Source organism: Nostoc sp., assembly GCF_035638895.1.
Lineage (GTDB): Bacteria > Cyanobacteriota > Cyanobacteriia > Cyanobacteriales > Nostocaceae > Nostoc.
This window is the reverse complement of record NZ_DASQZC010000164.1, coordinates 1-12,122: the sequence shown is the minus strand read 5'-3', so window position 1 is coordinate 12,122 and position 12,122 is coordinate 1. Positions and strand designations below refer to the sequence as shown.

The 12,122-nt window shown below is 42.1% G+C and carries 12 protein-coding genes and 1 pseudogene; 11 read left to right on the top strand and 2 right to left on the bottom strand.

Annotated features, from left to right (window positions below; all coding sequences use genetic code 11):
* The first annotated feature begins 118 nt into the window (after window positions 1–118).
* From VE944_RS08225 to VE944_RS08190, 8 genes are all read left to right on the top strand, one after another.
* Entirely contained in the window at window positions 119–721 is a 603-nt protein-coding gene (locus tag VE944_RS08225; protein WP_324974969.1) for an alpha/beta hydrolase, read from the top strand.
* 154 nt (window positions 722–875) lie between these two features.
* Window positions 876–1,088 carry a protein IsiD gene (isiD, locus tag VE944_RS08220; protein WP_100897932.1) on the top strand — a complete coding sequence of 71 codons (213 nt, stop codon included), beginning with the start codon at window positions 876–878 and terminating at the stop codon, window positions 1,086–1,088.
* A gap of 73 nt (window positions 1,089–1,161) precedes the next feature.
* Window positions 1,162–2,367, top strand: coding sequence for a bifunctional phosphopantothenoylcysteine decarboxylase/phosphopantothenate--cysteine ligase CoaBC (gene coaBC / locus VE944_RS08215; RefSeq protein ID WP_324974953.1), 1,206 nt, complete (start codon window positions 1,162–1,164; stop codon window positions 2,365–2,367).
* 148 nt (window positions 2,368–2,515) lie between these two features.
* Window positions 2,516–2,872, top strand: a complete 357-nt coding sequence (locus VE944_RS08210) for a hypothetical protein (protein WP_324974951.1) — start codon at window positions 2,516–2,518, stop codon at window positions 2,870–2,872.
* A gap of 103 nt (window positions 2,873–2,975) precedes the next feature.
* On the top strand, window positions 2,976–3,998 hold the full coding sequence (locus tag VE944_RS08205) for a spore photoproduct lyase family protein (RefSeq protein WP_324974966.1): 1,023 nt from the start codon (window positions 2,976–2,978) through the stop codon (window positions 3,996–3,998).
* Between the two features lie 360 nt (window positions 3,999–4,358).
* The gene (locus VE944_RS08200; protein WP_324974963.1) at window positions 4,359–5,840 is read left to right on the top strand and encodes a site-2 protease family protein; all 1,482 of its coding nucleotides are present in this window, start codon (window positions 4,359–4,361) and stop codon (window positions 5,838–5,840) included.
* 5 nt (window positions 5,841–5,845) lie between these two features.
* Entirely contained in the window at window positions 5,846–6,022 is a 177-nt protein-coding gene (locus VE944_RS08195; RefSeq protein ID WP_324974948.1) for a DUF6888 family protein, read from the top strand.
* Window positions 6,019–6,210: a DUF6887 family protein gene (locus VE944_RS08190; RefSeq protein ID WP_324974945.1), complete on the top strand. Its 192-nt coding sequence runs from the start codon at window positions 6,019–6,021 to the stop codon at window positions 6,208–6,210. Before VE944_RS08195 ends, VE944_RS08190 begins: the two co-directional genes overlap by 4 nt.
* 132 nt (window positions 6,211–6,342) lie before the next feature.
* Here the strand turns inward: VE944_RS08190 and VE944_RS08185 are convergent, their stop codons facing one another.
* Together VE944_RS08185 and VE944_RS08180 are read right to left on the bottom strand one after the other, a co-directional pair.
* Entirely contained in the window at window positions 6,343–7,599 is a 1,257-nt protein-coding gene (locus VE944_RS08185) for a glycoside hydrolase family 10-like protein (RefSeq protein ID WP_324974944.1), read from the bottom strand.
* A 235-nt stretch (window positions 7,600–7,834) separates the two neighbouring features.
* Window positions 7,835–8,770, bottom strand: a complete 936-nt coding sequence (locus tag VE944_RS08180) for a hypothetical protein (RefSeq protein WP_324974941.1) — start codon at window positions 8,768–8,770, stop codon at window positions 7,835–7,837.
* A gap of 137 nt (window positions 8,771–8,907) precedes the next feature.
* Here VE944_RS08180 and VE944_RS08175 point away from each other — a divergent pair.
* The 3 genes and pseudogenes from VE944_RS08175 to VE944_RS08165 all read left to right on the top strand — a co-directional run.
* Window positions 8,908–9,454, top strand: a pseudogene (locus VE944_RS08175) (hypothetical protein); the annotation flags it as partial.
* A 236-nt stretch (window positions 9,455–9,690) separates the two neighbouring features.
* Window positions 9,691–10,869, top strand: coding sequence for a hypothetical protein (locus VE944_RS08170; RefSeq protein WP_324974938.1), 1,179 nt, complete (start codon window positions 9,691–9,693; stop codon window positions 10,867–10,869).
* Window positions 10,870–11,480: 611 nt separating this feature from the next.
* Window positions 11,481–12,044 (top strand): hypothetical protein, encoded by a 564-nt coding sequence (locus tag VE944_RS08165; RefSeq protein WP_324974936.1) that lies wholly within the window; start codon window positions 11,481–11,483, stop codon window positions 12,042–12,044.
* The last annotated feature ends 78 nt before the right edge of the window (window positions 12,045–12,122 follow it).

Genomic DNA, 12,122 nt, shown 5'->3' with positions numbered 1-12,122 from the left:
GACGATGTAGGCATTATTTGAGTAAGCAGCAAATGCCACTAAATACTAAGTCTGCTTGAAGAGATAGGATTTATTAGAAGAGTAGAATTTTAGGAGTAAACCTCTGTCTTTACAAGCTATCACCGTTAAGAGAGATTCTCAACCCCCCGCAGGCTTAATTGTCACCTTGCATGGTTGGGGTGCTAATGCTGAGGATGTAGCATCTTTGTTACCCTTGCTCAACTTACCCAATTACCAATTTGTATTACCCAACGCACCTTATCCTTATCCCTATTCTCCAGTAGGGAGGGCATGGTATGACCTACGGGTGGAGAATATGTATCAAGGATTGGCAGAAAGTCGGCAACTGCTAATAGATTTTTTGCAATCTTTAGAAAGTACCACTGCCGTACCTTTATCACGCACCATTTTAAGTGGATTTTCTCAAGGCGGGGCAATGACTTTAGATGTCGGCTCAAAGTTGCCTCTAGCAGGTTTAGTTGTCATGAGTGGGTATTTACATCCTGATGCAGTAACCGCCGACCAAAAAGGGATTCCACCGACTTTAATCAGCCACGGGAGATATGATGAAGTTGTGCCCCTACAAGCTGCTGTGAAGGCACGAGAAACCCTCAAGTCTCTAAAGGTGCCGGTAGAATACCACGAATTTGACATGGGGCATGAAATAAACCCACAAACGTTAGAGGTGCTACGAAATTTTGTTGTAAATACAATTCCTTAATCAGGATTACGAATTTTTTATAAATTCTGGTACAAATTCTGACAATTTTCACGAAATTAATGACTTCTAATGAGTAATATATATTGGGTGGCTGCGTTCAGCGCAACTTAACCCATGCTGAAGGCGAGTGCTGCATAAGGGAGGGGCGAGCATTATGACAACTCTAAGCATTTCCAGGAAAGAAATTGCTGCCATGACTGTGGCAGAAGTAGAAGAACTAGCTACACGTCTGGAGCTAGATAATTATAGTAATGCTTTTGAGGGTTTAAATGATTGGCATTTATTGCGAGCGATCGCATTTCAGCGCCCAGAGTTAGTTGAACCCTATATCTACCTCTTAGATTTGGAACCTTACGATGAAGCGTAGTTGAGAGTTAGGAGTTAGGAGTTCTAACTATTTAGTACTAATTTTTGTAACTACTTACTCCTAACTTTTTATCATGCCTAATCCAAAGTTGAACAAGGTTCTAATTGCTGTAGGTGGCGGTATCGCCGCCTACAAAATTTGTGCACTAGTTTCGACGCTGTTTAAAACTGGGGTGGAGGTTCGAGTTATCCTTACCCGTTCGGCGCAAGAATTTATCACGCCTCTGACAATAGCCACCCTATCTCGTCATCCCGCCTACACAGATGATGATTTTTGGCAACCAACTCACTCTCGTCCTTTGCATATTGAGTTGGGTGAATGGGCAGATGTTATGGTAATTGCCCCCTTAACAGCTAATACATTAGCAAAGCTAGCCTACGGGATGGCGGATAATTTACTCACAAATACCGTGCTGGCTTCTACTTGTCCCGTGCTGTTAGCACCCGCAATGAATACGGATATGTGGGAACAGTTAGCAGTGCAGCGAAATTGGCAACAGCTATTGATCGATAGCCGATATCATGGGATGAATACAGCATCAGGATTATTAGCGTGCGATCGCATCGGTGCTGGTAGATTAGCAGAACCTCCAGAAATTTTGGCTCATATCCAATCGCTGTTACACACTCAAGGCAAACGAGATTTAGTAGGGAAACGAGTGTTAATTAGCGCTGGGGGAACGCGAGAGTATCTTGACCCAGTAAGGTTTATTGGTAATCCTTCCACAGGTAAAATGGGATTAGCTTTAGCGCAAGCCGCACTTCACCGAGGGGCAAGTGTCACCCTAGTACATGGCCCAGCTAATTGGGATGTACCATTAGGAGTGCAAGCAATTCCTATTATTAGTGCCGAGCAAATGCAGCAGGCCATGCTGGAATGTTTACCCAACGCTGATGTAATTGTCATGTCAGCAGCCGTTGCAGATGTGAAGCCACGAGATTATAGTACAGAGAAATTACCCAAGCGATCGCTCCCCCAAGCTTTACCTCTGGAACCTGTACCCGATATAGTCGCCCAATTAGCAAAACTTAAACAGCCGCATCAAATATTAATTGGTTTTGCAGCACAAACTGGAGATATTGTCAAGCCAGCATTAGAAAAGTTACAGAGTAAAAAATTAGATGCGATTGTTGCCAATCCCATCGATCAACCTGATAGTGGTTTTGGGAGTGATAATAATCAAGCAATATTTTTAGATAATCAAGGACGGCAAGTAGCGATCGCACCTTGTTCTAAATTGGAAATGGCTCATAATTTATTTGATTTTGTCATCAATTGATTAGGTATTGGGTAGGGACATGGCATTGCCGTAACTGTACAAGGAAACTACTACCTTGAATTGGGTATAACCCGTATGCTCTATGGCTTCAAGTCACTTTTCTAGATTTTACAATATAAGTAAGACATAAAAATAACGCTTCAATTATATGAAAATCCTCTCATCAGAACTAGTCCATTTGGGATTTGGTAAATATGTGCGTTCTGACCAAGTGACAGCAGTTATACCAATAGAAGAGGAGCGAGGCCCTGGGCGACGAACCTTTGTTCACGTTCAAGGGCAAAACGATCCAATTATCGCCTCTCGCGCTGAAGATACCATCATCCGTGATTTGGTACAGGAACCACGCGAAGTTACCCAAGCCCGTCAGCAGCAAGAAATTCTTCAAGATTTATTGGTTAATTTAGCCAATGTTAATTCTACTGTGCGTCGAATTAACCGTGATGAAGGTAGTTTGGATCTTGATTTGTTAGAACGACGAATTAAACAAGTCCTTGAAAATTAATTGCAGAAGTCAGCAAACTAAATAACGGAGAAAGATATTGCTGAATACCATTACAGACCAAGTTTCAGTATCAGATACACAAACAAGATCACCAAGGTTGTGGATACCTGAACGGGTACTGTTTACACCTGCTGCCCTAGATGAAGATTGGGGGCAGCAGATTCTTAAACGTGTGCAGTCACTCAACTTACCAATAGAAGAACTATCACAGAACCGCCTGAAGGGACTGCGCGGTGAATCTGAGCGGGATACTTACAACATCGCCAAGCGTACCTTAGCGGTGGTTACTGCACCACCCAGTTCTTTTAAGCTGAGTCCAATCCCACCTTCTGCGGATTGGCAGTTTCACCTTGCCGAAGGTTGTCCGGCTCACTGTCAATACTGCTACCTAGCGGGTAGTTTATCGGGGCCACCTGTCATTCGCGTTTTTGCTAACCTACCGCAGATATTAGAGAACTTAGCGAACTACGAGCAACAGGGAAAAACCACAAGTTATGAAGTTAGCTGTTACACAGATCCATTGGGTATTGAGCATTTAACTGGAAGTCTTGCTGAATGTATCCGTTACTTTGGCACTCGTACCAATGCACATCTACGTTGGGTATCGAAGTTCGATGCTGTGGATGGATTGCTCGAATTACCACACAATGGGCATACTCGCTGTCGGATAAGTGTTAATGCAGCACCGATTTCTGGTAAGTTTGAAGGTGGCACAGCATCCGTAGCATCCAGACTGAATGCGTTGCGACGGTTGGCGCTACCACAAGAGCGTGGCGGTGGCGGTTATCCAGTAGGCTTGGTGATAGCGCCAATTATGCCGATAGACGATTGGCAGATGCACTATAGTTCTTTGTTTGACCAGATAAACGAGGCACTGGATTTTGACTGTAACCTTACCTTTGAGTTAATCTCGCATCGGTTCACACCAGGGTCAAAAGAAGTGTTACAAACTTGGTATCCGCAATCAAAATTAGAGATGGATGAGGCAAAACGCAGCGTCAAGCGTAATAAGTTTGGTGGGACGAAGTACGTTTACGAGAAGGACACAATGAAGGCGTTGCGTAGCTTTTTTGAGAGTGAGATTAGTAGGCGCTTTCCAAATGCTGAAGTTCTTTATTGGACTTAGAAGACTACTTCGCTCAAATACAGTTTGAACAAATTAATTATTGAGTAAGAGAGCGATTGATATATTATGCGATCGCTCTTTTTTCCACTTGCTCAAAAGCTGGTGCGTTAGGAAAGCCGTAACACACCCTAACTTTTGATTTACTTTATAAATGCTCTCTTACCTTTAAAACCTACTAATGCATCAAGCCAAAATCTGCTATAAGAGCTATTGCAAGTTCGACTTCCCCAATGTCTGGGTTGGGCTATGTCCACTCAAAGGGGGATAATTTGGGCAGATTACAGGCGGCGTTATACATTAATAAGTGTATCTGCAATACCGGACTTGTTCTGGCTTAGTCTCAATAGCAAAGGTTTGGAGATGTTTACTTTATCAGAAACTTCTATCCTGGCAGCAATCCTACTGGTAGCTTTAGGCATTTTGGGCTGGGGCTTTTATCGCGCCAGACCTTTTGGTAAACTGGGAATCTTAGCCTGGTTACAGTCGGTGGTGTTGATGACTCCCTGGCTCCTGTTTTTTGGATTGTTTGCCGCAGGGATTTACATCAATATAGCGGGTATATTATTCTTGGTGGTGACTTCCGCCGGATTGTACGTCTACTTGGGCAGACAGTTACGCGCAGCTGGGCAAGATGCCATCCTCAAGCAACGCGCCACAGAAAGACTCGCTGCGGCTTCCTTGCTTGAAGCAAATTCCCCACAACCAAAAGTAGCAGAATTGAAACCGGAGATCCCACCGATACCAGAAGAAGACTTGAATGTAGTTAAAGGTATTTTCGGTATCGATACGTTTTTTGCTACAGAAACGATCGCTTACCAAGATGGAGCCATTTTCAAAGGTAATTTGCGGGGAGAACCAGAAGAGACTCACAACCGTTTAACTGCAAGTTTACGGCAACGCCTTGGCGATCAATATCGCCTCTTTTTAGTGGAAAATACAGACGACAAACCAGTGGTAATCGTCCTACCCAGCCGCAATGATCCCCGGCCGATGTTGTTATCGCAAAAAGCTTTTGCAGGTATTCTGTTGATAGCGACCATTGCCACAAGTTTAGAAGCTGCGGGATTATTGCTGAATTTTGATTTCTTTGACAATCCAGGGCGGTTTCAAGAAGCTTTGCCCATAGGTGCTGGGATATTTGCAATTTTAGTAGCTCACGAAATCGGTCATTGGTTACTTGCTCGGCGTCACCAAATCCGCCTTAGCTGGCCTTTCTTTCTGCCGGCTGTGCAAATTGGTTCCTTTGGTGCAATTACCCGCTTTGAATCTCTGTTGCCCAACCGCAAGGTATTATTTGATATCGCCTTGGCAGGGCCAGCCGCAGGTGGTATTGTTTCTTTGTTAATGCTGGTGACGGGCTTGGTGCTTTCCCGCCCAGGTAGTTTATTTCAATTGCCAAATCAGTTTTTCCAAGGGTCGATTTTGGTGGGAAGTTTGGCGCGAGTTGTCCTCGGTTCGGCGTTGCAGTCATCCCTGGTAAGTGTTCATCCCTTAGTGATAATTGGTTGGCTGGGGTTAGTAATTAACGCTTTGAACTTAATGCCAGCCGGACAACTCGATGGTGGGCGCATTGTTCAGGCGATTTATGGACGCAAAACCGCAGGACGAGCAACAGTAGCAACTTTAATTTTACTAGCGCTAGTGTCTCTCGGTAACACTCTTGCCATGTACTGGGCGATCGTGATTTTCTTCTTGCAACGGGATCAAGAACGCCCCAGCTTGAATGAAGTCACTGAACCCGATGATGCTAGAGCCGCTTTAGGGCTTTTGGCTCTATTCTTGATGATTACCACGCTTCTACCCTTAACTCCCGGTTTGGCTGGGCGTTTGGGAATAGGATAGTGTTTATGGAGCCTACACCCAAACAAGCAATATCCGCAATTCGGGTGTGCGCTCAACTTACCAGAGTTTATAAAGGAATAGACCTTGTAAGATTAGACGAGCGCACCAAAAATGTTTATATCTTGGCGAATAATTCAATCGAAGCTGAGGTAACACCAACTAGAGAAATTCTTTGGTTATGACAAAACCTAACTTTCAACAAATGCCTTTAGAGCAGCTAAAAACTTATATTTTGGAGCATCGCAACGACGATGAAGCATTCCATATCTACATCGACAGAAGACGCGCTCAATCTCCAAAACAGGTTCCGATGACAATTGAGGAAGCGGAGGCTGATTTACAGACACGGTTTGGACAGCAAGCTAGTTAAAATAATTCGTAATTCGTAATTCGTAATTCGTAATTCAGTTTTGTAACGGGGATTGAGCGCAAAACCGGAGCAGTCTGATTGACGAGTAGAAGTGTGAAGGATAAAGTATTAACTTTCATCCTTCATCCTTTCTTATGGTTTCCAGCCTGCTAGCAAATTGGGGTAAGCCGTTGGTGTGGGGAAAATTTTCTGGAAGGCAGTTTGACGCTCTTGAGGCTTTTCTTTGCTCATGTTCCAGAGGGTTTCATAGAAAAAGAAAGAGACTCCGGCAAAATTGCGATCGCGTACTTTTTGCACTTGTGTTTCAATCTGCTGCATCGGTATAGATCGGTTTTTCAACCCAGCCAAAATGCCCACACTCACAGGAATATGCCTCTTTGCCGCTTTCACTTCTGGATAATCTAATTCCCTAACAAAAACATTCAAATCATCACGGTATATCTGCAAAACTAAGTCTTCAATAATTCCCATCCTTTCCCATTTCTGCCAGTCTGCTAAAAAGAAGTCGTAGGAAAAACGTTGAGGATTAGGAGCAACAGAAACCAGGCAATTTTTTTTAGTAGCTTTAATGGCTGTAAACACCCGCTTCATGAACCCGGTGATTTTGTTAGCTCTCCAGCGCACCCATTCTGGATCTTTGAAGTTTTTAGAGGGAGCTTTCCCACGGTGTTCTTTCTTGTAAAGTGCCACTGTATAAGCATCGTATCCTAATTCTGATGGTAAGCCAAAATGGTCATCAAATTGAATACCATCAACATTGTAGTTTCTGACAATTTCAACGATTAAATCTTGGATAAACTGTTGTACTTCTGGGCGAAAGGGATTTAGCCAAACGCGATTATGTGTCCCTTCTTTGAGAATCCGAGTTCCATCACTCTTACTAGTGAGCCATTGGGGACGATTTTTAGCTAATAGAGAATCTGCTGGTGCCATGAAGCCAAATTCAAACCAGGGAATCACTGTTAACCCTTTTTGATGTCCCACATCGACAATTTCTTTGAGGATATCTCGCCCTTTGAGTCCTGGCGTGGGATCGAGCGATCGCCCAATAACTTTGGCTGCAACTTTGCTAGGATACAATGTATATCCCCAATTCCAAACCGCCGGATATATGGTGTTAAAATTGAGTTCGTCAAGGCGTTGCAAAGATCCCTTGAGGCGATCGCGCTCAAATAATACATCACTATCAATATTTGTTAACCACACCCCCCTTAACTCAGATGCTGGCGTTCGCGGCAGATTAATTTGAGCGTTCAAGGGGAACGATAGCATCACCGTAGCAACTACACTCAAGATACCTATAACGGTAAACAAAAGAGATTTTCTGTTTTGGCGAATATTCAACCAAGAAGCAAACTCAACACACCACTTGACAAACCTTTTTATCATTTGCTAAAAACATCATCCAATTATCAACAATCAGCATAAATAGCGATCGTTTCGATTGTAATCGCTTACAATCGAAACGATCGCTGAAGTTTATGGGAACTTCAAAAAATAAATTATCCAATTTTTGGAATCAAAACGATTTTTCCTCCCCTGCCCTAAAAGCTTACCGTTTGGGGATCTTGCTACGCGTAGAGTCCCGCAGGGATGGAATATTTTTTTATTTGCCAGTCCCTTATTATTGGGCGCTGGCTATGAGATCATTCCAGGCTTTGACTGCTGCTTGTAAATTCTTTGGCAGGTTATTTCGAGAAATATCGTTGTACTCAACTGTACCCTCTTGACTGGTAAGAGTGTAGCCGATATAATCAGCAGCACCGCTAGGAGCTGGGTAACTCAGATTTTTGAATTTACTAAATTTAAAACGTTCTAGCGATCGCACAAATTGTTGCACCCGTTGCACAGAAACGCGGCGAACACTACGCTCAGAATCATTAGCATCACCAATCCGCACCCGAATTAGTTGTCCATCTTTGAGTAAAACAGTCTCGTAAGTTCTGCCAGTAATACCACCACTGGAAATTTGCCGAAATACTACATGTCCAGCTAATGGTGGTGGTAACTGGCTGACTGGAATTTTCACAGGGGCCAGCGGAATTGAGCTAGCCTTTTCATTTAGCCTGAGTGCGGAACCTGTTTGATTGGTATGATAAACCAAGGTTTGTTCACCAATGCCTACAACCACCCGCCAACCTGGTACCAAAGCTTGGGTACAGAATTCATCAGCATTAGCTAATTCTAAACAGCCATCTTTCCAAGTTTGCTGTTGAAACTCAATGATTGTTAGCTGAGAAATTGGCTGTTGCAAACGTTTGGAGGCGGCTTGCAAAACAGCATTTCTTACAGATGCGGGTAATTTATTTGACCGATTATTTGAGGGAGTGTTTGCCGAAGCTAAACGTAGCGATCGCTCGTTACTATTGGTATGATAAATCCAGTTTTCTTTGTCATTTAGAACTTTATTGCTTGTTTCTAGCGATAAGTTTCGAGTAGCGCCCGTAGCACCTTTGATAAATGTTAAATCACTAGCAACAGATAAAATTCCAGTCAAAATCAAAACAGTGAAAATTCGCGCTTGATTTGGGTTAAAGTAGTCTTTCAGCATTAATTTCATAGTAAGATTTCGTGAAGAGTTATAGAACTCATAAATAGTATCCAGTCAATAATATATAATAAAGTATACAATTCCCAAACTTCACAAGTTGGAATTAATTTAGTATCTGTCTTCTAAAACAGATATAAAGACCTGATAACCGCAGTTTAGATTCTGACAGTGAACGGCTCTGGTCTAAATTAGAAGCACAACCTATCAGTCTGCCACAGGAAGTTGCATTACCTCAGACAGGCAAGCGTTTTGCCCGTAAAGCAAAGCTAGCTGTACGTTTTTGTTGTGTCAATCTTCGTACCCCCTATCGTTTTGATAACCGTGAGCCTCTACTGGTATACGCCGTTCGTTTATGCCACGGAATTTGATTGCCCAGAAGGTGAAACCCCTATAGAATGGATGTTGCTAACCACAGAAGTTGTCGCAGATATCCAAACAGCTTCTACAATTTTACGTTGGTATTCTTACCGTTGGAGAGTAGAAGAGGATCACAAAATTTTCAAGTCAGGCTCTCAGGTAGAAAGATACAGACTTGCTGCTGAAGGTATGAAGACCTTAATTGGTTTTTTGAGCGTAATTGCTGTTGAGCTTTTGCAGTTAACTTATCTACACCGCACCCAGCCTTCCGCCCCTGCCATTGAGATTCTTAATCCCCTTGAGCTTCGGATTTTAAAAGCTAAATCTCCCTCTGTGAGGGCTGGCAGCTTGCAAAAGAGACTTAACGGGAAAAGTCAGATTAGGGACAAAGCCGACTGGAAGCAGTGCGTTTGGTAGAATGGGCGGCAAGTGGGAGCAAAAGGTTTATGGAAGTGAAGGTAGTTTTGAGATGATCTGTAGAAACCAGGTACAGATTATGGAAGCTTTTTATTACGTGGCCTATAGTGATGTGAGGTTAAATCAAACAACAATAAAAAGATAGAGAGATAACAATGTTTAGTTATTCTAGCCCCGCGATCGCCACATATCTTAATATTGCATCTCCAATAGCGGCTTGTGTCAACGGCAGCAAAGTTGCAGTTATTAATACTGAGGGTGTATGGGAAGTAGAAGCTGATGGGAGGAAAAAACTAATTCCAAACTCTTATCAGGATGCTCGTGACTGTGTAGCTATTGACGGTAAGACTTATGTTCTCGCTGTTCCAACAGGATTAGTAAAAATAAAAACTGATGGAACTACCCAAAAAATAGTTAACAGCCCTGTATCATCAAGAACAAGAGTTAAGTTTTTAGATGGCTTGATTGTTCACCAGTCTGTAAATACTCTATCAATATATGATACCAGCCTCAACTTCAAAGCTAAACGTAGCTTTGAAGTAACAGAGGTAATGGATTTTGAGTACAAAAATAAGTATCTCTACGTTAGTGGTTTTCAGCAACAAAAGCGGTCAGGCATTCCAGTACAAATTGCTTTTCTTTACCGAATGGGTTTTAATGGCACAAGTATATTTGGCTTGCCAAATTTGCTAGGAAAGAACCAAGGTAAGCTTTGGGGTTACAGTCCTGCCAGTCTTGTTGACAACATGGCAGATACCCGACTCAACAAATTACACATTTCTGGGGATAAACTCTACGTACTTGGTTCTGTCTATGGGGGTAATTCAATCTTTAGGTGGAATGGTAAAGACCTCTTAACAGAAACTTTGATTACTACAGATAAATATACTAATGCTGCCCAAACTCGTGATGAGACAAAAGTTTACACAGGAGTTGTTGATTTAACCTCATTCTCTGTTGAACGCGGGCAACTAAGTATTACAAGACTTCCTTCAACAGGAGGATTGGGAGATGGCAATAGCAATTTCCCTAAAACTATTTACTCAAATGGCACTGATATTTTTGTTGGTTCTAGTGCTGCTTACGCAATTCCCAATAGAGATAGCCAAACATTTTTAGGTAAACTGATTCCACCTTACCGTGGCGATGCAAGTTTTTTAGTTTTTCCGAATGATCTCAAGAGTCGCAAAGCTTGGATAACGCCTGGTAATGGTGAAGTCTTGCTATTTAATAGTAAGTTTGCTGTGATCAAAACAGGTAAAGTTAATGATTTGTCTACAAATTCAGGAATCCCCCAAAGCCTACCAACAAATACTTATTTTATTAAGTTTTGACAGAGTGATCGCAACGAGAACACCGCAGGCATCGCTATAGAGTTTCACAAAGGGATATGCCATTTTTGGTAACAGGACGGGATAACTCCCTACTCCTCATCTTCTAAATTCGCGTAAGCGGTGTATGTTGTCAGGCTTGATCGTTCGTTAGGAGCGTAGGTTCACTTTTGAAATTATTTCCAATTAGGAACATTTGGAACACTCATAATTTCTTACTTTTTTATTCGACTTTAGATAAATAAGAAGTGGTTCACTTGGATTTTCTGTAAACCACTTCTTATTCGTCCAAAGAAAAAAATAGTTAGTAATCGCAAGATATTTAAAGCCAGCTTTTAAGTTCCCTTAAAGCTTGTTTTAAAAGTGTTTCGCTGTGACTTTAAGCATTTTTAGATCCCCTTTAACCTTTCGAGAGTTGGAAGCAGTTCCTCGGAGTTTATGTGGATATACATAAAATAGTAGTATCAAAAAATCAACTTTTAACTAGGAATTTGACAGTATAATAAGTTTTGATAATTTTTAGTTTATATTGATTATTTTCAACCTGGCTTTGGGCAAAAACCTTGTAAGCATCTAAATACTCAGGGAATTTGCACAGTGAAAGTTAGGGTGACATGAACAATAGAGCAAACCAAAGCCATGAAGAACATCACATAATACAATATTTCTGTATATTCAACCGAATGTTGATTTTCGTTGCAGAGATGTTTCTATCACGCAGCCTTTATGCTGGAAAGGTAGTCCTGCGATTGTTGCAAAATTTCCAGCGTACCAGACTTTCGTGGCTAAGGTTTAGACACTCATCTGTGAAAACGCAAGCTGTTCCTCTACCTAAGAATGAAGTAGAAAGGCTCAAAGTATTGGCGGGCTACAATATTTTGGATACCTTACCTGAAGAAGCATTTGATGACTTAACTGCTCTTGCTGCTTACATTTGTAAGACTCCAATAGCTTTAATTAGCTTAGTTGATGCCGATCGCCAATGGTTTAAATCTAAGGTTGGACTAAAAGCTAGGGAAACACCCAGAGACTGGGCTTTTTGCTCCCATGCCATTCTTCAACCAGATGACATATTAGTGGTTCCTAACGCCATTAAGGACGATCGCTTTACTAACTGTAGCGAACTGCAAACATCCAGCGATAAAACTGCAAACAAGGCGATTTTGAAACCACATTAATTGCAAATAAAGGGGGTCTCAAAACCACAATAATTGCAAATGAAACTGCAAACATAATTTTCAAACTGCAAACAAGGG

Excerpts from the sequence above, each read along its gene's own strand:
- isiD (WP_100897932.1), top strand. The coding sequence starts at position 876 with ATGACAACTCTAAGCATTTCCAGGAAAGAAATTGCTGCCATGACTGTG.
- coaBC (WP_324974953.1), top strand. The coding sequence starts at position 1,162 with ATGCCTAATCCAAAGTTGAACAAGGTTCTAATTGCTGTAGGTGGCGGT.
- VE944_RS08210 (WP_324974951.1), top strand. The coding sequence starts at position 2,516 with ATGAAAATCCTCTCATCAGAACTAGTCCATTTGGGATTTGGTAAATAT.
- VE944_RS08200 (WP_324974963.1), top strand. The coding sequence starts at position 4,359 with ATGTTTACTTTATCAGAAACTTCTATCCTGGCAGCAATCCTACTGGTA.
- VE944_RS08195 (WP_324974948.1), top strand. The coding sequence starts at position 5,846 with ATGGAGCCTACACCCAAACAAGCAATATCCGCAATTCGGGTGTGCGCT.
- VE944_RS08190 (WP_324974945.1), top strand. The coding sequence starts at position 6,019 with ATGACAAAACCTAACTTTCAACAAATGCCTTTAGAGCAGCTAAAAACT.
- VE944_RS08185 (WP_324974944.1), bottom strand. The coding sequence starts at position 7,599 with ATGATAAAAAGGTTTGTCAAGTGGTGTGTTGAGTTTGCTTCTTGGTTG.
- VE944_RS08180 (WP_324974941.1), bottom strand. The coding sequence starts at position 8,770 with ATGAAATTAATGCTGAAAGACTACTTTAACCCAAATCAAGCGCGAATT.
- VE944_RS08170 (WP_324974938.1), top strand. The coding sequence starts at position 9,691 with ATGTTTAGTTATTCTAGCCCCGCGATCGCCACATATCTTAATATTGCA.
- VE944_RS08165 (WP_324974936.1), top strand. The coding sequence starts at position 11,481 with ATGAACAATAGAGCAAACCAAAGCCATGAAGAACATCACATAATACAA.